Annotated in this window: 18 protein-coding genes and 2 pseudogenes; 10 read left to right on the forward strand and 10 right to left on the reverse strand. The window is 72.3% G+C overall.

Annotated elements, in window-relative coordinates; all coding sequences use genetic code 11:
* The first annotated feature begins 66 nt into the window (after nt 1-66).
* The 5 genes from ACFZDC_RS02325 to ACFZDC_RS02345 all read left to right on the forward strand — a co-directional run bounded on the left by ACFZDC_RS02325 (nt 67) and on the right by ACFZDC_RS02345 (nt 4,399).
* Entirely contained in the window at nt 67-1,704 is a 1,638-nt protein-coding gene (locus ACFZDC_RS02325; protein WP_391319468.1) for an AAA family ATPase, read from the forward strand.
* On the forward strand, nt 1,620-2,240 hold the full coding sequence (locus ACFZDC_RS02330) for a hypothetical protein (RefSeq protein WP_391319469.1): 621 nt from the start codon (nt 1,620-1,622) through the stop codon (nt 2,238-2,240). The genes ACFZDC_RS02325 and ACFZDC_RS02330 overlap by 85 nt, the downstream gene beginning before the upstream one ends.
* The gene (locus ACFZDC_RS02335) at nt 2,171-2,362 is read left to right on the forward strand and encodes a LuxR C-terminal-related transcriptional regulator (protein ID WP_391319470.1); all 192 of its coding nucleotides are present in this window, start codon (nt 2,171-2,173) and stop codon (nt 2,360-2,362) included. The genes ACFZDC_RS02330 and ACFZDC_RS02335 overlap by 70 nt, the downstream gene beginning before the upstream one ends.
* A 395-nt stretch (nt 2,363-2,757) precedes the next feature.
* A complete protein-coding gene (locus ACFZDC_RS02340) occupies nt 2,758-4,248 on the forward strand; it encodes a hypothetical protein (protein ID WP_391319471.1) in 1,491 nt (496 codons plus the stop codon).
* 19 nt (nt 4,249-4,267) lie between these two features.
* Entirely contained in the window at nt 4,268-4,399 is a 132-nt protein-coding gene (locus ACFZDC_RS02345) for a hypothetical protein (protein ID WP_391319472.1), read from the forward strand.
* A 196-nt stretch (nt 4,400-4,595) separates the two neighbouring features.
* Here the strand turns inward: ACFZDC_RS02345 and ACFZDC_RS02350 are convergent, their stop codons facing one another.
* A complete protein-coding gene (locus ACFZDC_RS02350; protein WP_391319473.1) occupies nt 4,596-5,333 on the reverse strand; it encodes a DUF2470 domain-containing protein in 738 nt (245 codons plus the stop codon).
* A gap of 90 nt (nt 5,334-5,423) precedes the next feature.
* A complete protein-coding gene (locus ACFZDC_RS02355) occupies nt 5,424-6,029 on the reverse strand; it encodes a TetR family transcriptional regulator (RefSeq protein ID WP_391319474.1) in 606 nt (201 codons plus the stop codon).
* Between the two features lie 121 nt (nt 6,030-6,150).
* Between ACFZDC_RS02355 and ACFZDC_RS02360 the strand changes: the two genes are divergently transcribed.
* Nucleotides 6,151-7,671, forward strand: coding sequence for a cytochrome P450 (locus ACFZDC_RS02360; RefSeq protein ID WP_391319475.1), 1,521 nt, complete (start codon nt 6,151-6,153; stop codon nt 7,669-7,671).
* Between the two features lie 114 nt (nt 7,672-7,785).
* On the opposite strand, the gene ACFZDC_RS02365 is transcribed toward ACFZDC_RS02360, so the two are convergent.
* The 4 genes and pseudogenes from ACFZDC_RS02365 to ACFZDC_RS02380 all read right to left on the reverse strand — a co-directional run.
* On the reverse strand, nt 7,786-8,634 hold the full coding sequence (locus ACFZDC_RS02365) for a pentapeptide repeat-containing protein (RefSeq protein WP_391319476.1): 849 nt from the start codon (nt 8,632-8,634) through the stop codon (nt 7,786-7,788).
* A gap of 218 nt (nt 8,635-8,852) precedes the next feature.
* Nucleotides 8,853-8,984 (reverse strand): annotated as a pseudogene (locus tag ACFZDC_RS02370) (PIG-L family deacetylase); the annotation flags it as partial.
* Nucleotides 8,985-9,074: 90 nt separating this feature from the next.
* Nucleotides 9,075-10,376 carry an alpha/beta fold hydrolase gene (locus tag ACFZDC_RS02375; protein WP_391319717.1) on the reverse strand — a complete coding sequence of 434 codons (1,302 nt, stop codon included), beginning with the start codon at nt 10,374-10,376 and terminating at the stop codon, nt 9,075-9,077.
* A 98-nt stretch (nt 10,377-10,474) separates the two neighbouring features.
* Nucleotides 10,475-10,955 (reverse strand): annotated as a pseudogene (locus ACFZDC_RS02380) (substrate-binding domain-containing protein); the annotation flags it as partial.
* On the opposite strand from ACFZDC_RS02380, the gene ACFZDC_RS02385 reads away from it, so the two are divergent.
* The 4 genes from ACFZDC_RS02385 to ACFZDC_RS02400 all read left to right on the forward strand — a co-directional run bounded on the left by ACFZDC_RS02385 (nt 10,893) and on the right by ACFZDC_RS02400 (nt 15,027).
* The gene (locus ACFZDC_RS02385) at nt 10,893-11,648 is read left to right on the forward strand and encodes a heterodisulfide reductase-related iron-sulfur binding cluster (RefSeq protein ID WP_391319477.1); all 756 of its coding nucleotides are present in this window, start codon (nt 10,893-10,895) and stop codon (nt 11,646-11,648) included. The pseudogene ACFZDC_RS02380 and the gene ACFZDC_RS02385 sit on opposite strands and share 63 nt — an antisense overlap.
* Complete coding sequence (locus ACFZDC_RS02390) at nt 11,645-13,123, forward strand: LutB/LldF family L-lactate oxidation iron-sulfur protein (RefSeq protein ID WP_391319478.1); 1,479 nt, start codon at nt 11,645-11,647, stop codon at nt 13,121-13,123. The genes ACFZDC_RS02385 and ACFZDC_RS02390 overlap by 4 nt, the downstream gene beginning before the upstream one ends.
* Complete coding sequence (locus ACFZDC_RS02395) at nt 13,120-13,761, forward strand: LUD domain-containing protein (protein WP_391319479.1); 642 nt, start codon at nt 13,120-13,122, stop codon at nt 13,759-13,761. Before ACFZDC_RS02390 ends, ACFZDC_RS02395 begins: the two co-directional genes overlap by 4 nt.
* A 111-nt stretch (nt 13,762-13,872) precedes the next feature.
* Nucleotides 13,873-15,027: a betaine/proline/choline family ABC transporter ATP-binding protein gene (locus ACFZDC_RS02400; protein ID WP_391319480.1), complete on the forward strand. Its 1,155-nt coding sequence runs from the start codon at nt 13,873-13,875 to the stop codon at nt 15,025-15,027.
* Nucleotides 15,028-15,047: 20 nt separating this feature from the next.
* Here the strand turns inward: ACFZDC_RS02400 and ACFZDC_RS02405 are convergent, their stop codons facing one another.
* Genes ACFZDC_RS02405 through ACFZDC_RS02420 form a run of 4 tightly spaced genes read right to left on the reverse strand, consistent with a single transcriptional unit; the run spans nt 15,048 to nt 17,966 of the window.
* On the reverse strand, nt 15,048-15,989 hold the full coding sequence (locus ACFZDC_RS02405; RefSeq protein ID WP_391319481.1) for a glycine betaine ABC transporter substrate-binding protein: 942 nt from the start codon (nt 15,987-15,989) through the stop codon (nt 15,048-15,050).
* A complete protein-coding gene (locus ACFZDC_RS02410) occupies nt 15,986-16,657 on the reverse strand; it encodes an ABC transporter permease subunit (RefSeq protein ID WP_391319482.1) in 672 nt (223 codons plus the stop codon). The genes ACFZDC_RS02405 and ACFZDC_RS02410 overlap by 4 nt, the downstream gene beginning before the upstream one ends.
* Nucleotides 16,654-17,334, reverse strand: a complete 681-nt coding sequence (locus ACFZDC_RS02415; protein ID WP_391319483.1) for an ABC transporter permease subunit — start codon at nt 17,332-17,334, stop codon at nt 16,654-16,656. Before ACFZDC_RS02415 ends, ACFZDC_RS02410 begins: the two co-directional genes overlap by 4 nt.
* Nucleotides 17,335-17,393: 59 nt before the next feature.
* Complete coding sequence (locus tag ACFZDC_RS02420; RefSeq protein ID WP_391319484.1) at nt 17,394-17,966, reverse strand: TetR family transcriptional regulator; 573 nt, start codon at nt 17,964-17,966, stop codon at nt 17,394-17,396.
* Between the last annotated feature and the right edge of the window lie 129 nt (nt 17,967-18,095).

An 18,095-nucleotide genomic window follows, 5' to 3' on the forward strand; every position in this document is an offset into this window, starting at 1 on the left:
GAGAGACGGCGGCCGGCAGCGGTTAGGGTGCTCGGAACAGAGGGTTCGACGGGGCGGGGGCTGCGCGTGGGGGATCTGGGCGGGCTGGACCGGTTCGTGGGGCGGGAACGTGAACTGGCGGAGCTGGACAAGGCCGTGGCTGCGCACCGGCTGGTGACCGTGCTTGGGCCGGGCGGGGCGGGCAAGACCCGACTGGTCCTGGAGGTGTGTGAGCAGGTACGCGCCCGCTTTCTGGACGGGGTTCATCTAATCGAGCTCGCCGCGCTCACGCCGCAGGCTGATCCACTCGACCAGGTGGCGACCGCGCTGGACCTGGCCGACGACGACGGGCGCCCACTGACCGAGTCGGTACCCGCGCGGCTGGCGGACCGCAGCGTGCTGCTGCTCCTGGACAACTGCGAGCACCTCGCCGCGGCCTGCGCGCGGCTGGCGGTGGACCTGCTGGCCCGTTGCCCTCAGCTGCGCATCATGGCGACCAGCCGTGAAGCCCTCGCGGTGCCCGGGGAGGTGCTCTACCCGCTGCAGGGCCTGTCCCTGCCCGTGGCCGGTGGCCACGACGGGGCAACAGCGGCACCGGGCGCGCAGTCGGAGGCGGTGCGGCTGTTCGCCGAGCGCGCCGCTGAGAGCGATCCCGGCTTCGCCCTTACGGCGTCCAACTACGCCACCGTGCAGCAGATTTGTGTCCGGCTGGACGGGCTGCCGCTGGCCATCGAGCTCGCGGCTCGCCGGGTGCGCATGCTGCCGGTGGAGGAGATCCACGACCGCCTGTCCGACCGCTTCGCCCTGCTGACCTCCGCCCCGCGCACCGCCCCGGACCGGCAGCGCAGCCTGCGGGCCACGGTCGAGTGGAGTTACCGCCTGCTGGAGGCCCGGGAGCAGGCGGCACTGCGCCGACTGGCGGTGCTGCCGGCCGCCTTCGACCTGGCAACCGCGGCGGCCGTGTGCGTGGGCCCCGGCCTGCCCGAGGGAGAAGTGCTGGAGGTGGTCTCCGCGCTCTTCGACAAGTCTCTGCTCAGCCGCGAGCCTGTGGCCGTCTGCGGCGCGCCCGCAGCCGCCGGTGGCGTGGCCGGGAGGCTGGTGCTGCTGGAAAGCATTCGCGCCTACGCTGTTGAGCAGCTGCAGGCGGCAGGCGAGGCGGAGAGGGCGTATGACCGGCTGACCGAGTGGGCCTGCGGCTTGACCGCGCACATGGCGCAGCGCCTGAACTGGGTCACGCTGGTGAGCGGGCGCCTGCACGCCGACCATGCCAACGTCACCGCCGCCCTGGACTGGGCCCGAGCCCGACTTGACCCCCGTACGACCGCGCTGACCGCACTCCTGGCCTCCTACTGGACCATGCGCGGCTTCCAGGGCCGGCGGATCGAACTGCTGGCCGCCCACCCCGACATGTTGGACAGCGACCCCGTTCACCGGGCGTGCCTGTTGCGTGCCGTGCCTGGCTGGCGGGCGACCAGGGCGACTATCGGCTGTCGGTCGAGCTGGCAGGACGGGCGCTGGAGTCGGCCCTGGGCGCTGAGGCGCCCGGACAGGTGCTGGCGGCATACCGCCAGCGCTCCCAGGCCCGGCAGGGTCTGGGCGAGCTCGAGGGTGCGTACCAGGATCTGGTCGAGGGCGTCGAGGTGGCCCGCGCACGGGGCCTGCGTGGGGAGGCTGCGGGCTTCGAGGCCGAGTTGGCCTGGTTCGCGCTCAGGCGCGGCGACCTGACCACGGCGGCGGAACGCATCGAGTCCGCGCTGCCGGTCCTGCGTGCCGCGGGGCCCGCGATGATCTCCTCCGCGGCTGGCGCCCAGCACACAGCCGCCGTCGCCGCCCTGCTGACCGGGCGGTTGGACCACGCGGAGGAACTGCTGCGCGAGCTGTGCGCACTGGAGCTGCCCATCGAGCAGTCCGGCATGCTGGCCGAGACGTTCGCCCTGCTGGCCCACCGACGCGACCGACCCGAGCGGGCCCTCGCGCTGGCCGCGGCCGGACGCAACGCGCAGGACCGGGTCGAGATGCTGGCCGACCCCTGGTGGAGCGCACACCTGGACACTGCGATGGGGCAGGCGGAGACCGCTCTGGGACCGGAGCGCGCCAAGGCGGCCAGGGCCGAGGGGGCCGCCGTCCCGGCCGAGGAACTCGGCGCCTACCTGACGGCCGAACTCCTCAACGGCCCGCAGTCCCGGCCGGGGTGCCGACTGCGACCCCGGCGCTCAGCGACCGGGAATGGGCCGTCGCCCGCCTGGTCGCCCAGGGCCTGACCAACCGCGAGATCGCGGGCGAGCTGCACCTGAGCGTCCGTACGGTGGCCACCCATCTGAGCAACATCCGCACCAAGCTCAGCCTGCGCTCCCGTGCACAAGTGGCGGCCCTGGTCCGATAGGCCATCAACTCGCCGTCCCTGCACCGCTGTGCGGACCCTGCGGCCGAGCCCGCACCTGCCCTCGCGTGCCGACTGCACAAACATGCAAGGCAGCTAGCGCACCGCCGCTCCAAGTCTGCACGAAACACCGATGCGGCCCTGCTGGCGCCTGGGTTGTATGGACTTCGCGGCCGACGACACCGGTCCAACAGACACCGCCGGGCACCCATCCCCTCCGGGCGGCCCCACCGCGCGCACCAAAACGCCGTCGCGCCATACCCAGGCGCCGCCTACGACGCGTCCCGTCGGCGGTGAACCCCGCCGACACAGGACACCCTCCTGCCGCCTGGCCATCGCCACGCCCGGACGCACGCCGGCCTTTCTCGACTCGCTATCTGTTCGTTCAGGAGACACGCATGGCTTCCCGACCTCGTCGCACACGCGGCAAGCACGCCAAGAAGGTCCCCCCTACCTGGATCCCGAAGGCCAAACTGGCCGGCATCCCCCTGCTGGCCCTCGTCGCGATCAGCCTGTCTGGCGTCCAGCAGGCATCCGCAGCCACACCCGGCCCGCTCACGACCGGCACACACGAACCCCCGGCCGCACCTCCGCGTGCGTACACCGCAGAGGAAATCGCCGAGCAGGAATCCCTCCTCAAGCACGTCAAGCATTACCAGAACATGGCGGCCCATTACGCGGAAAGGGGGGATGCCGGGAGAGCGGCTGCCGGCGAGTGGCAGGCAAAATACGGCACCGACATGTACCGCGAAAAATACGGGTACGAACCCAGTCAAGCTGAAATAGACGCGGGCACGCCAGCCACCGCGGAAGGAAACGCTCCTGGCGCAGGTGAGACCACCGTCCCCGGTGAGGCTGCCGCCCCCGGTGCGGGGGAGGCCACCGTCCCCGGTGAGGCTGCCGCCCCTGGTGCAGCCAAAGCCGCTGGAACGGCTGGAGCCGCTGCCACCGGCGCCGGCGCAACCGCCGCAAACACCGGAGAAGCCGCCACGACCCCCACCGGAGAAGCCTCCGGTGGGGCTGCTGGGTCTGCTGCTGGCGCCGGAGAAGCCGCCGGTGACGCCGCCGGGTCTGCTGCCGGTGCGGCCGAGGCCACTGGTGCCGCCGCTGGCGCCGGAGAAGCCGAAGCCGCAGGGGCCGCTGGCAGCGCTGAAGCTGCTGGCTCTGCCACTGGTACGGGAGAAGCCGCCGAAGCCGCAGGGGCCACCGCAGATGATCCCAGTACGGACCCGGCTTCTGACCGCGGTGCTTCCTCCCCGGACGGCGGGGACGCCGCGGGCCACAGCGGTGATGTTCCCGGCTCTGAGCAGTCCGCGGGTGAGCAGCCGCGAGCCGAACAGCCCCAGGGCGGTCCGGCAGCGGACAGTGGTGCTCAAGCCGACGAACCCGCCGCCCCCGTTCACGGGAAAGACGACGCGGATGTCACAGCGAGCGGCGACAGCGCCGGAGACACGACACCCCGGCCGATGGCCTGGCCGGGTTATGGCAACGTCTCCGATGCCCCGGTCATCGAGGGTGCAGACGGGGACGGGCAGCACTCCCAGGCACGGCCGATGACCTGGCCGGGCTACGGCAACGTCTCCAACGCCCCTTCTGTGGACGAGGTCACCTCCGGGGGCCAGGGCGACACCGAGATGGGCAAGCGGTCGGACTCCGGCGGCACCGAGATGGGCAAGTCACCGACACCGCGTGGTGATGGCGATGGGCACGGGCCCGGTGAGGTCTCCTCCGTACCCACGCACGTCACCAACCCGTCGAATTCCGCGCAGGTGACCAACCTCGGCCCCGGGACCGAGGCGGGGTTCATCCCCAAGCTGGAAACGCCCGCGGCAGACGAGGAACAGGGTCGGCGACGATGCCGTCCAATTCAGGGAGTACCGCCACGTTGAGCTGGGCAAGCGTGACGAGTTGTTCATCGTCGTGCGGACCGGCGACGTCATCGCGACCTATAGTTCCCTGGATATCGGTCGCACACCGACCCTCCCCGCCGAGCCGGTCATCAAGCCAACCGAGCGGCTGCGCGACGCCCAGAGCCAGTGAAGCAGGACTGGACGGCCCATCACCCGAGGCGCCCGTCCCACCGCTGGTCAACTGCCGCCTCCGGACCTGCCGGTTGATGGCGGAGTAGTGCGCGAAGACGTCCGGCCCGCAGCAGAGCGCCCGCGCCGGTGCGCGGGCGGGCACTGCGAACCACCTGGTACTTTGCCACCTCTCCGGACCCCACTCACCCGGCTGCTCAACCACCGCTGTCGCCCTGCGACGTGATCCCACGGACAGGTCCCGGCGTGCGGGGGCGGGCGGCGGCCGCCTGTGCCAGCAGCGCGTGCAGGCGCTCGGTGAGCTGCGCGATGTCGTCGGCGGGCGTGTGGAACGGCAGCCGTACGTCGCCGTCGGAGCGGGTGCGTTCGATGCGCAGGGTGAGGCCGTGCCGGTCGACGGCAAGGGGCGCCACCCGGGTGGCGGCGTACAGGCTCTCGGGCCGCACGAGCCGGGTGAGCCGCTCGACGGCGTCCGGGTGGGCGTCGGCGAGATGGGTCAGCAGCCGGGCCTCGGCGGTGGCCAGCGGGTCGGGCCGGGCGGCGGTGAACTCGTCGAGGTCGATGAGCACCGCACTGGACGGCTGCCGCAGCACCACGCGGAGGGGCCGGAAGAGCAGCGGGCCGTCGGCCGGTGTGAACCACCCGGCCAGCCACACTCTGGCGCGGATCCGCCCGCGCACCGGGACGGGGGCAACGTCGGCGAACTCCAGCACGGCGGACGGCTCTCCGCGTGGAGCGCACAGCGCGGCCGCGACCAGGGCGCTGTCCTCGGGCACGTCGAGCAGCACCCCTGCGTCCTCGGTCACGGAGTGCGCGCCCACGTACTCCTCGCGGGCACCGTCCGCGGTCACCCCGCACGACCACGCCGCGGCGAGCACCGAGCGGGCCCGCTGCGCCGCACCGGGTCCGGCCGCCCAGTCCTGCGTGTCCACCATACCGAGACCTCCTTAGGTAAGCCTCACCTAACCTAGCGAAGATGCAGGCGCACGCCAACCACGCCTCACCCGCGGAAGGAGTTACGCGCGTTACGCGATGACGCCCAGAAGGGCCCGTGCACACAGGTCCCGGACCTGTTCCCGGGTCAACTCGCCGTCGCGCAGCCACTCCAGGCACACGGCGGTGGTGAAGGCGAGCCAGCCGAGCACGGCGAGGCGCACATGCGGGGCGCCCTCGAAGACGGGCCCGAACTCCGGGTCGGCCGCCAGTGCGGCGAGGATCTGCTGCTCCTGGACGGCGAGGGCCCGCCGGTAGACGCGGCGCACGGCCTGGTCGCCGGCCGCGTCGGCGCGGTGGAAGGCACGGAAGCCGTGGGCGTGGGCCTGGACGTAGGCGAGGTAGGTGTCGAGGCCGGCGGTGAGCTGTTCGCGCACCGGCACCCCGGGCACGGCCGCCGTCATGCGCAGCATCCGCTCGCTCTCGCGCTCCACGACCGCGGCGAAGAAGTCCCGCTTCGTCGGGAAGTAGTGGTACAGCAGCCCGCGGGAGACTCCGGCGATCTCGGCGACCTGCTCGATCCACACGTCGTCGTAGGGACTCTCCGAGAACAGCCGCGCCCCGACCGACAGCAGTTGCTCACGGCGCTCCTCGGTGCTGAGTCTGCGCCGGGCGCGCTCCCCCTGGTTCGCGGGCATGCCCGTCACTTTACTTGACGCCGGTTCAACAAGCGGATCACACTGAGACGCGTTATTGAACCCACGTACAACACGCGCGCGTCACAGTTCACACGGTCCGCTGGTCAAGGGAGATCGCGTCATGGCGGAGACGACGGAGGCCGGGCTGCCGAAGGGGTTCCGGGGTGCCGAGCAGGGCTGGCCCGAGCTGCACCGCATCCCCCATCCGCCGCGCCGGGTGCCGCTGCTCGGCGATGTGCTGGGCGTCGACCGGCGCCGGCCCCTGCAGGACTCCATGCGCTTCGCGCGCGACCTGGGCCCGATCTTCCGGCGCCGGGCCTTCGGGAACGAGTTCGTGTTCCTGTGGGGCTCGCGTCTGGTCGCCGATCTGGCCGACGAGTCCCGGTTCGCCAAGCACGTGGGCCTCGGGGTCGCCAATCTGCGTCCGGTGGCCGGGGACGGGCTGTTCACGGCGTACAACGACGAGCCCAACTGGCAGCTGGCGCACGACGTTCTGGCGCCGGGTTTCAGCCGGGAGGCCATGGAGGGCTACCACGGCATGATGCTGACGGTGGCCGCGCGGCTGACCGGCCACTGGGACCGGGAGCTGGCGGCCGGCCGGGCGGTGGACGTGCCCGGCGACATGACCAAGCTGACCCTGGAGACCATCGCGCGCACCGGGTTCGGACACGACTTCGGGTCCTTCGAGCGGGACCGGCCGCATCCCTTCGTGACGGCGATGGTGGGCACGCTGACCTACGCCCAGCGGCTGAACAGCGTGCCCGTGCCGTTGGCGCCGCTGCTGCTGCGCGGCGCCGCCCGGCGCAACGCGGCCGACATCGCCCATCTGAACCGCACGGTCGACGACCTCGTGGCGGCCCGGCGCCGCTGTGGCGGCGGGGACGGTGACCTGCTGGACCGCATGCTGGAGACGGCCCACCCCGAGACCGGGGAGCGGCTGTCGGCCCAGAACGTCCGCAAGCAGGTGATCACCTTCCTGGTGGCGGGCCACGAGACCACCTCGGGCGCGCTCTCCTTCGCCCTGTACTACCTGGCCCGGCACCCGGAGGTGGCCGCAAGGGCCCGCGCGGAGGTGGACCGCGTCTGGGGCGACACCCCGGAACCCGGGTACGACCAGGTCGCCAAGCTGCGCTACGTCCGCCGGGTGCTGGACGAGTCGCTGCGGTTGTGGCCGACCGCGCCCGCCTACTCCCGGGAGGCCCTCGGAGACACGGTGCTGGCCGGGGAGCATCCGATGCGGCGCGGCGCGTGGGCGCTGGTGCTGCTGCCGATGCTGCACCGGGACCCCGAGGTGTGGGGCGAGGACGCCGAGCGGTTCGACCCGGACCGGTTCGCGGCCACGGCCGTACGGGCCCGGCCCCCGCACACCTTCAAGCCGTTCGGCACCGGCGCACGGGCGTGCATCGGCCGTCAGTTCGCCCTGCACGAGGCGACGCTCGTGCTCGGCCTGCTGCTGCGCCGCTACGACCTGCGGGCCGAGCCGGACTACCGGCTCCGGGTCACCGAACGCCTGACGGTGATACCGGACGGGTTGAGGCTTCGCCTGGAGCGACGCCCCGCGCCCGCCCGGGTGACCGTGACCGTGCCGGACGACGACTCGGGCTCAGTCGCACGCTGCCCAGTGCACGGGGCGGCCGACTGACTCGGGCAGACGGGTCCCGGCGCCGCCCCGGGCCGCGTTCAGCTGCGCCTTCGTCCCGAGCGACGCCCCGCGCCCGCCCCGCTGACCGTGACCGTGCCGGACGACGACTCGGGCTCAGTCGCACGCTGCCCAGTGCACGGGGCGGCCGACCGACTCGGGCAGACGGGTCCCGGCGCCGCCCCGGGCCGCGTTCAGCTGCGGCTGCGTGAGGAAGAAGGCGCCGGTGAGGTCCGCGTCGGTCAGGTCGGCGTCGCGCAGGTCCGCGCCGATCATGTCGGCTCCGCGCAGGTCCGCGCCGGTGAGGTCGGCGGCGATGAGGTAGGCGCCGCGCAGGCTGGCACCGCGCAGGTCGGCGCCCCGCAGCCGGGCCCCCATGAGATCGGCGCCCCGGCGGTCCTTGGCCTTGCCCTTCCTGCCCTGGGTGCCGGCGACACCCGCCCGGGCCAGCTCGCTGGTCCGCAGCAGGAGCACGTTGACCTTCTGCCGGTACGCCGCGACATCCAGCGCGGCCAGCTCCTCGGGTGTCTGCCGGGTGAGCCGTTCCGTCCGCTCCAGGGCCCGGCGCAGATCCGCGTGGATGGGCCGGGCGGCCTCCAGGCCCAGCGCCTCGGTGAGGTACCACAGCAGCTCGTGCAGTTGGCGGACGACCGGGAACACGTCGAACATCCGGCGGGCGTGTTCCTTCGGCCCCGTCCGCCAGTCCCGCCCGCCGAAGGTGAACTGTGAGACCTTCTGCCCGGCGCCGAAGCAGTCGTAGACCGTGCAGCCGGTGAAGCCCTTCTCGCGCAGGTCGGCGTGGATGCCGCAGCGGTGGTCGCTGCCGAGGTTCGCGCAGGCCTTGCCCGCGGGCTTGTCGACGGCGAAGTCCGCGGAGGCGGCGAAGGTCAGGGCGACGCAGCACAGCCCGAAGCACTGGGCGCAGTCACCGTGCAGGTCGGAGCGGTCGGTGGTCTGATCCGGCATGGGATCAAGCGTACTGGCCTGCGGAAATCCGGTCCGGGGCACGTCGGCAGGATCGTGCACGTCCTCGGTGCGATCGGTCCGACGAACGCGCTGCTCACACCCGGCGCTCACGTGCGCGGGAGCCACCGTCGACGGCGTCGCCCCCTCGGTGTACCCGCCGTTGCTTGCGGGTCCCACCCGCTGCTGAACCGTCACCCCTCCAGCACCGGAAGCACACAGCCGGCATCGGTCCAGGCGGCGACGGCCGCCGAGCAGCCGTACTCCAGGTCGTCGGGGTGCGCCACCACGGCCAGGGCCCGCTGCCAGTCGTCGGGCAGGGGCTGGAGCCGGCTGATCTTCGGCTCGCTCATGGCCGCAGACTATGCCGCCGTACCCCTCCCGCAACCCATTTTGCCGACCTCGCCGAACAGGCGTTCGAGTAGGGTCGGCGCCCTGCCGGCTCACACCTCGTCGCGGGTCAGTGCGAGGAGCCGGTCGAGGACCCGGGGCGCCCCGGCGCGCAGGCCGTCGTGTTCGAACTCGTCGGTGACCCAGGTGCGCAGGCCACGGATGGCGTGAGCCATCCGCAGGGAGTGGGCGGTGTCCACGTACATGTCGTCGTGGTAGATCGCCGCGGCGACGGGGACCTCGTTGGCGGCGAGGCGGGCGGCGTCGTACAGGGGTTCCCAGTCGGTGCGGGCGGCGAGCAGTTCGGCGGTCTCGCGCAGGGGCCGCAGGGCCGGGTCGGTGTCGAACATCCAGGGGTGGACCGTCTCGCCCGTGAACAGCACCGGGGCGTCGCCCGCGACCGCCTTGGCCGCGTCGAACTGCGGGAACTCGGCGCGCACTCGCTCGGCGGCCCAGGCGGTGGGACGGGTGTCCTGGCCGTAGATCGCCTCGTGCACGAGGGCGTACAGCGGGTGTGCCGCGTACGACAGCAGGCTCCGGACCTGTTCCTGGAAGGAGTCGGACAGATCGAGGCCGCCGGAAGTGCGGACGAAGGCGTCCTCCAGGAGGTAGTGCAGGCGGTGGCTGCCGTCGCTCGCGCCCAGCATCAGGCCCAGGGACTGGAACGCCTCCACGGTGAGGCGGTGGCCGCCCGGCAGGACGACGTCGTGGGTGAGGAGGTGGTCGGCGATGCGGCGGGCCCGCTCGACGTCCTGGGGGTAACGGGCGTAGTGCGCGGCGACCTTGCGTTCAACACGCGGGTAGGCGGCCCGGTAGACGTCGTCGGCGTGGGCGTCGAGGGAGGGCAGACCGCCCGTGATGACGGCGGTGCGCAGCCCCTCGGGGGCCAGAGAGAGGTACGACACCGTGCAGAATCCGCCGAAGCTCTGGCCGAGCACGGTCCAGGGGGCGCCGCCCGTCACCTCGGGACGGATGGCCTCGCAGTCACGGACGATGGAGTCGGCGCGGAAGTGCGTGAGGTAGTCGGCCTGCTCGGCGGGGCCGCCGCGCAGCGGGAGCGTCTGCCGGGTGGCGGGCGTGGAGCGGCCGGTGCCGCGCTGGTCGAGGAGGAGGACGCGGTGGTCCCGCAGGGCGCGGTCGAGCCACGCCTGTCGTCCGATGAAACGATTCGCCCCGAAGCCGGGGCCGCCCTGCAGATACAGCAACCACGGCAGGTCCTGCCCCGCCTTGTCACTCGCGACGGCCTCACGGGCGTACAGCTCGACGGTCTCGCCGCCCGGGTCGCCGTGGTCGAGGGGCACGGTGAAGTGGCGATCGGTGAGAACGACACCGGGCTGGCGGTAGCTGAGGCTCAACGGGTCTCCCGGGACGGATGGGATGGACGCGTCCCAGTCCAGCACATGGGCGGCCGTGGGCCGAGCCACGGGATCATGGATTGTTACTGAACCTTCGGTCAGCGGGCGGCGAGGCTGGAGCGCCGCACCACCAGTTCCGGCTGGAGCACCACACGCCGGTGCTCATGGGTGCGGGACCCGGCCTCGGTCTCCCCCAGCAGCAGGCCCGCGGCGGACCGAGGTGAGGGGTACCGCCGCCGCCGCGGCGAACTCGATGTCGTCGTATCCGACGATGGCGAGGTCGTCGGGGACGGTGACGCCGGCCGCGTACATGGCCTGCAGCACGCCGAGGGCGAGCAGGTCGTTGGCGCAGAAGACGGCGGTGGGACGGTCGGCCAGGTCGAGGAGACGGGGCCCGCGTCCCAGCGCTGGCGGGAGGCGGAGGTCCGGCTTGCCACGTGGTGAGCCGCCCCCTCCCCTCGGCGGTATCCGCCCATTACCCTTCACTCGTCCGATGACCGAACCAGAGGAGCCGCGATGCGTGTCGCACTGTTCCTGACCTGCGTCAACGACACGCTCTATCCGGACACCGGCCGCGCCGTCGTGAAACTGCTGACCAGGCTGGGCGTGGAGGTCGACTTCCCGATGGCCCAGACGTGTTGCGGGCAGGCCCACTACAACACCGGCTACCGGCATGAGGCCGAGCCGCTGGCCCGGCATTTCTCCGATGTCTTCGGGGAGTACGAGGCGATCGTGACCCCGTCCGGATCGTGCGGGGCGATGGTCCGGGAGCTGTATCCCCGGATGGGCGAACGGGCGCGGGCCGAGGGCCGCGGGGACGCGCTGGCCACCGCCTTGGCGCCGGTGGTGCCCAAGACGTACGAGCTGACGGAGTTCCTGACCGACGTCCTGGGCGTGACGGACGTGGGTGCCTCCTACCCGCACACGGTCACCTACCACCCGACCTGCCACGGCCTGCGTGGCCTCGGGCTCGGCGACCGTCCCCGGCGGCTGCTGCGGGCGGTCAAGGGGCTGGAGCTGGTCGAGCTGCCGGGGGCCGAGGAGTGCTGCGGGTTCGGTGGGACCTTCGCGCTGAAGAACGCCGACGTCTCGGCGGCGATGGGCGCGGACAAGGTGCGCAACGCCGAGTCGACCGGCGCCGAGGTGCTGTGCGCGGCCGACAACTCCTGCCTGATGCACATCGGCGGGACCATGACCCGGCTCGCGGTGGGGATGCGGCCGGTGCACATCGCCGAGATCCTGGCGAGTACGGAGGAGGAAGCCGCGGTATGAGCGGGACGTTCGTCGGGATGCCGGCATTTCCGAAGGCGGCGCACGAGGCGGTCGCCGACCAGACGCTGCGCGGCAATCTCCGCCATGCCACGCACACCATCCGCGCCAAACGGGCCAAGGCGGTCGCCGAGCTGTCCGACTGGGACCGGCTGCGGGAGGCGGGCCGGCGGATCAAGGACCACACCCTGCGCCATCTGGACCGCTACCTCGTGCAGGTGGAGGAAGCGGTCACCGCCGCCGGAGGCACGGTCCACTGGGCGGCCGACGCCGACGAGGCCAACCGGATCGTCGCCGAACTGGTCAAGGCCACCGGCGAGTCGGAGGTCGTCAAGGTCAAGTCCATGACCACCCAGGAGATCGGGCTCAACGAAGCCCTCGAGGCGGAGGGCATCCGGGCGTACGAGACCGATCTCGCCGAGCTGATCGTCCAGTTGGGCAGGGACCGCCCCTCGCACATCCTCGTCCCCGCCATCCACCGCAACCGCGGCGAGATCCGGGACATCTTCCGCAGCGAGATGGGCGAGTGGGGCCGCCCGGCCCCCGAGGGCCTGACCGACACACCCGCCGAACTCGCCGAGGCCGCCCGGCTGCACCTGCGGGAGAAGTTCCTGCGCGCCAAGGTCGGCATCTCCGGCGCCAACTTCATGGTGGCCGAGACCGGCACCCTCGTCGTGGTCGAGTCCGAGGGCAACGGCCGGATGTGCCTCACGCTCCCCGAGACGCTGATCTCGGTCGTCGGCATCGAGAAGATCGTGCCGACCTGGCGGGACCTGGAGGTCTTCCTGCAGACTCTGCCCCGCTCCTCCACCGCCGAACGGATGAACCCCTACACGAGCATGTGGACGGGGACGACGGGCGAGGACGGCCCCGGCACCTTCCACCTGGTCCTGCTCGACAACGGCCGCACGGACGCCCTCGCCGACCAGGTGGGCCGCCAGGCGCTGCGGTGCATCCGCTGCTCTGCCTGCCTCAATGTCTGCCCGGTCTACGAGCGGGCGGGTGGGCACGCGTACGGCTCGGTCTACCCGGGCCCGATCGGCGCGATCCTCACCCCGCAACTGCGGGGCACGGGAAGCGAGATCGACGCCTCGCTTCCCTACGCGTCGAGTCTGTGCGGGGCCTGCTACGAGGTGTGCCCCGTCGCCATCGACATCCCCGAGGTCCTGGTGCACCTGCGCGAGCGGGTCGTGCAGGGCGGTCCGGCGGTCCGGCAGGGCAACAAGGTGGTGCTGAAGCCGGCCAAGGGACATGCGGCCGAACGGGCGGCCATGCGGGCGGCACGCTGGGCCTTCGCGCACCCGGGCGCGTTGCGCACCGGACAGCGCCTGGCCTCCCGCACCCGCCGGCTGCACCCCCGCACCCTGCCGGGTCCGGGCCGGGCATGGAGCGCGACCCGGGACCTGCCGCCGGTGCCCGCGGAACCGTTCCGCGACTGGTGGCAGCGCACGAACGGCGGAAAGGACGGCGTCAAGTGAGCAGCAGGGAGAGAATCCTGGGCCGGGTGCGGCGTGCCCTCGCCGATGTGACGCCGGACGAGCGGCCGTACGAGGAGGCGGTGCCCCGGGACTATCTCCGGGAGCACGGCGGCCGGAGTGCCGAGCAGACCGTGGACCTGCTCGCCGAGAACCTCGCGGAGTACCGGGCGCTCGTGCACCGCTGCGCCGAGGGTGAACTCCCGTACCTGATCGCCCGGTTGCTGGCGGACCGGAAGGCGGGTTCGGTGCTCGTGCCGCCGGGGCTGGAGGAGGGCTGGCTGGCGGAGGCTGCTGTCACCCGGGTCGCCGACCGGACCGACCGTACGGCGCACGATCTGGACCGGGTGGACAGCGTGGTCACGGCCTGCGCGGTGGCGATCGCGGAGACCGGCACGATCGTGCTGGACGGCGGCCCGGACCAGGGCCGCCGCCGGATCAGTCTCGTACCCGACCACCACATCTGCGTGGTACGGGTCCCGGAGCAGGTCGTCTCTTCCGTTCCCCAGGCCCTCGAACGGGTCGACCCCGTGCGCCCGTTGACCTGGATCTCGGGCCCGTCGGCCACCAGTGACATCGAGCTGGACCGGGTCGAGGGGGTGCACGGGCCGCGGACGCTGGAGGTCGTGCTGGTGGGCTGACCGTACGTCAGCCGGGTACGCGCCGTGGTCGCCCGGCAGCCGGGCCGGCCGGTCATCCCTTCGGCCGTTCGGAGGCGAGCAGGCCGGATCGCTCCCGGATAGCGTGAGGGAATGATCCGGTTCGAGCAGGTCACCAAGCGGTATCCGGACGGTACGACGGCCGTCGACGGCCTCTCCTTCGAGGTGTCCGAGGGCGAGCTCGTCACGCTCGTGGGCCCCTCCGGCTGCGGCAAGACGACGACCATGATGATGGTGAACCGGCTCATCGAGCCGACCTCCGGCCGGATCTTCGTGAACGGCGAGGACATCGCCGAGGTCGACCCCGTGCGGCTGCGCCGCCGGATCGGCTACGTCATCCAGCAGGTGGGCCTCTTCCCGCACCGCACGGTGCTGGACAACACGGCGACCGTGCCGGCGCTGCTCGGCTGGAAGCGGTCGAAGGCGCGGGCCCGGGCCGCGGAGCTGCTCGACCTGGTGGGTCTGGACCCGAAGACGTATGGGCCGCGCTATCCGGAGCAGTTGTCGGGCGGCCAGCGGCAGCGGGTGGGTGTGGCCCGGGCGCTCGCGGCCGATCCGCCGGTGCTGCTGATGGACGAACCGTTCGGGGCGGTCGACCCGGTGGTGCGCGAGCAGTTGCAGGACGAGTTCCTGCGCATGCAGACCGCGGTGCGCAAGACGGTGCTGCTGGTCACGCACGACATCGAGGAGGCCGTCCGGCTCGGCGACCGCATCGCCGTGTACGGGCAGGGCCGCATCGAGCAGTTCGACACGCCAGGAGCGGTGCTGGGGGCGCCCGCCACACCGTACGTCGCCGGGTTCGTGGGCGCCGACCGCGGGCTGAAGCGGCTGTCGGTCACCGAGATCCAGCCGGACGATCTCGAGCAGCCGCCGGTGACCCGCACGGACGAGCCCGCCACAGGTGCCGCGGAGCGGCTGCGGGCCGAGGGCGCCCGGTGGGCGGTCGTCCTCGACCGGGACGGCGATCTGCACGGCTGGGTCGGCATCGACGGGCTGGCCGCGGGGGGCGCGGTCGGCGACCTGGCGCACCGGATGACCGCCTGGGTGCCGGTGGGTGCCCCGCTGAGGCAGGCGTTCGGGGTGATGCTCCAGTACGACGCGGGGTGGGTGGCGGTGCTGGACGGGGCGCGCTTCCTGGGTGTGCTGACCCCGGCGAAGCTGCACGAGGCGCTGCGTCGCTCGGTGGACGCCGACGCGCGGGGCGTAGCGCGGGGACAGGTGCCGTTCGACTCGGTGGCGGACGCCTGAGACCGCGGGTCACCGGGGCGTCACTTCAGCAGGCCCTTGTCCTTGAGATAGGTCCGGGCGACGTCGGCGGGCAGCCGCCGCCAGCTGTCGACCTGGCGGTTCATGTCCGCCAGGTCCGCCGTGGTGAGGACGTCGTTGAGCGTGCCCAGGGCCTTCGCCACCCCCGGACTTCCCGCGCGGGAGCGGTTGACGACCGGGACGACGTAGTCGGCGTTCTGCAGGTGCTTGTCGTCGGCGAGCAGCACCAGCCCGAAGGAGTCGAGGGTGGCGTCCGTGGTTGTGGTGAGCACCATCTGGTCCCGGCCGTCCTGCACGGCACGCTTGGCCTGGGTGGTGCCCACGCCCTTCGGGTCGACCCCGGTGATGTCGATGCCGTACACCTTCCTCAGCCCCGGTGCGCAGTACGGCCGTTGCACGCACTCGTCACCGGCGGCGAGCCGTACCCGCAGTTTCGCGGCGCCGAGGTCGCTGAGGGTCCTGAGCCGGTGCTGCCGGGCGTAGGAGGCGCTCACCGCGAAGGCGTTCTGGTCCACCGCGCGGCCGGGCGGGAGGACCGTGAGCCCGCGGGGTGCGGCGAGCCGGCGCAGGGCGTTCATCGTGGCGTCGAGGTCGGGCGAGCCGACCGGGTGCGCGCCGGCGCCGTGGGTCTTGGCGTTCAGCCAGTCGGCGAAGGTGGCCGCGTACTCGGGCACGAGGTCGATCTGGCCGGACTCCAGGGCAGGTTCGTACAGCTCCCGGTTGGCGACCGTGAGGAGGGAGGTGTGGTAACCGGCCTGGTTCAGGAGTTGCGCGTACATCTGGGCGAGCAGGTCGCTCTCGGTGAAGCCGGCCGAGCCGATGGTGAGGTGGTGGCTGTCGCCGGGCGGTGCGGTGACCTCGCCCCGGTTCTCCAGGGAGGGGCCGGTGGAGCAACCGGCGAGGACGAGGAGCGCGCCCACCGTCACCGCGGCACGGCCCTTCATCGGCCGCCCCGGGCCCAGGCCGGTGCCAGGCGTTCGGCGACCTCGAAGACGCCCTCGACGATGAGGGCAAACATGGCGACGAGCAGGGCGCCGGCGACCACCTGGGGAGTGCTGGCCAGGTTGAAGCCCGCCGTGATGATCCGGCCGAGTCCGCCGCCGCCCGCGAGTGCGGCGATGGTGGCGGTGGCGACGAGCTGGACGGCGGCGATCCGCACCCCGTTGAGGACCATCGGGAGCGAAAGGGGCAGTTCCACGCGAAGCAGCATCTGTCGCCCGGTCATCCCCATGCCCCGGGCCGCCCGTACGACACTCCGGTCGACCTCGCGCATGCCGACGTAGGCGTTGGTGAGCAGGGGCGGCACGGCGAACAGCACCAGGGCGACCACCGTGGGCCCCTCGCCCCTCCTGCCGACCGGGGTGAGCAGCAGCAGGACCAGCACCGCGAAGGTGGGGACGGCCCGGCCGACGTTGGAGATGTTGACGGCGAGGGCGCCGCCCCTGCCGAGGTGGCCGAGGACCAGCGCGACCGGCAGCGCAATCAGGCAGCTGATGACGAGGCAGACCACGGTGAGCACCAGGTGCTGCAGCAGCCGGTGCCAGACGCCGTCGCCGCCCGACCAGTGGGCCGGGTCGGTGAGCCAGTCCCAGGCGGCACCGAGGGTGTTCATGCGCGGGCCGCCCTGACCCAGGGGGTGATCAGCCACTGCACGCCCAGCAGGAGCAGGTCGGCGGCGACGGCGATCACCACGCACAGCACGGAGGCGGTGAGCACCTGGGCCTTGAAGTAGGTGTTCATGCCCGCGTAGATCAGGTTTCCCAGGCCGCCGAAGCCGACGATCGCGCCGACCGTGACCAGGGAGACCGCGGAGACGGCCGCGATGCGCAGCCCGGCCAGCGCGGCGGGCAGCGCGAGGGGCAGTTCGACGGTGAGCAGCAGCCGGATCGGGCCGTAACCGAGGCCCCGTGCGGCCTGCCGGGTCTCCTCCGGGACCGCGCGCAGCCCGGCGAGGATGTTCCGCACGAGCAGGGTGAGCGAGTAGAGCACCAACCCGGCGACGACCAGGCCGGCCGAGAGGCCGTAGAGGGGCAGGAGCAGGGAGAACATCGCCAGGGACGGGATGGTGTAGAGGATCGTCGTCATGGCGAGGACGGGGCCGGCCGCCAAGGCCCAGCGGCGGGCCAGCACCGCCAGCGGCAGGGCGAGCGCGAGGCCGATGACGACGGAGGCCGCCGTCAGCTGGAGGTGCTGGACGACCGCGTCGAGCAGGATCTGGCGGCGGGTGCTCAGATAGGCGCCGCAGATCCACTCGTTGCGCGCGAGGCAGTCGTCCGGGGGCGCGGTCACGAATCCATTGCACGGGGCCGGCGAGCCGGTCGGCTCGTTGTACTGGCCCGTCCGGGGCGCTACCGCACTCCGGCCGCGTCCAGCAGTGCCGTCACCGTCGCCGTGGCGAGTCCGTCGTCCAGGCGCTCCACGCGGGCGCCGGCGCGGGCGCTGGCGCCGTCGAAGATCAGCATGAGCTGGCGGGCGAGCAGTTCGGGGTCGTGGGCGCCGCCTTGCTCGGCCTGTCTGCGGAAGTCCTCCTCCATGCGCTCCTTGACGGCGCGGGCGACCTCGCTCGCGGGGTGCTCCAGGTCCTTCAGCTCGACCAGCACGGCGAGGTAGGGGCACCCGCGATAGCCGGGGTCGGCGGAGGCCTTCGCCATCTGCTCGAAGACGTACAGGATCCGCTCGCGAGGCGTGGCGGAGTCCGGCTCGGCGGGCGACAGCTGGGCCTCGTACCAGGGGATCCGCCGCTCCAGGCTCGCGGCCAGCATCTCGCCCTTGCTGTCGAAGAGCTGGTACATCGACCGCTTGGAGACGCCGGCGGTCCGGCACAGCGCCTCGACGCCGACGGAGACGCCCTCGCGGTAGAAGAGCTGGGCGGCCGCGTCGAGCAGCCGGTCCCGGGGGGACGCCTTGTCCTTGGTGGCCATCGGCCGAGGTTACCGCGTCCGGGATGGATGGAAACCGATCGGTATGCGATCCCGGGGAGCCGGGGAAGGCCGTGACAAGGTGACTGAACAAGCGCTTAGATAGGCGATCGGAGCAGACACCGACGCACA

Origin of the sequence: Streptomyces sp. NPDC007905, assembly GCF_042959345.1 — a bacterium.
Classification (GTDB): Bacteria; Actinomycetota; Actinomycetes; order Streptomycetales; family Streptomycetaceae; genus Streptomyces.

Excerpts from the sequence above, each read along its gene's own strand:
- ACFZDC_RS02340 (WP_391319471.1), top strand. The coding sequence starts at position 2,758 with ATGGCTTCCCGACCTCGTCGCACACGCGGCAAGCACGCCAAGAAGGTC.
- ACFZDC_RS02350 (WP_391319473.1), bottom strand. The coding sequence starts at position 5,333 with ATGGTGGACACGCAGGACTGGGCGGCCGGACCCGGTGCGGCGCAGCGG.
- ACFZDC_RS02355 (WP_391319474.1), bottom strand. The coding sequence starts at position 6,029 with ATGCCCGCGAACCAGGGGGAGCGCGCCCGGCGCAGACTCAGCACCGAG.
- ACFZDC_RS02360 (WP_391319475.1), top strand. The coding sequence starts at position 6,151 with ATGGCGGAGACGACGGAGGCCGGGCTGCCGAAGGGGTTCCGGGGTGCC.
- ACFZDC_RS02365 (WP_391319476.1), bottom strand. The coding sequence starts at position 8,634 with ATGCCGGATCAGACCACCGACCGCTCCGACCTGCACGGTGACTGCGCC.
- ACFZDC_RS02385 (WP_391319477.1), top strand. The coding sequence starts at position 10,893 with ATGCGTGTCGCACTGTTCCTGACCTGCGTCAACGACACGCTCTATCCG.
- ACFZDC_RS02390 (WP_391319478.1), top strand. The coding sequence starts at position 11,645 with ATGAGCGGGACGTTCGTCGGGATGCCGGCATTTCCGAAGGCGGCGCAC.
- ACFZDC_RS02400 (WP_391319480.1), top strand. The coding sequence starts at position 13,873 with ATGATCCGGTTCGAGCAGGTCACCAAGCGGTATCCGGACGGTACGACG.
- ACFZDC_RS02405 (WP_391319481.1), bottom strand. The coding sequence starts at position 15,989 with ATGAAGGGCCGTGCCGCGGTGACGGTGGGCGCGCTCCTCGTCCTCGCC.
- ACFZDC_RS02410 (WP_391319482.1), bottom strand. The coding sequence starts at position 16,657 with ATGAACACCCTCGGTGCCGCCTGGGACTGGCTCACCGACCCGGCCCAC.
- ACFZDC_RS02420 (WP_391319484.1), bottom strand. The coding sequence starts at position 17,966 with ATGGCCACCAAGGACAAGGCGTCCCCCCGGGACCGGCTGCTCGACGCG.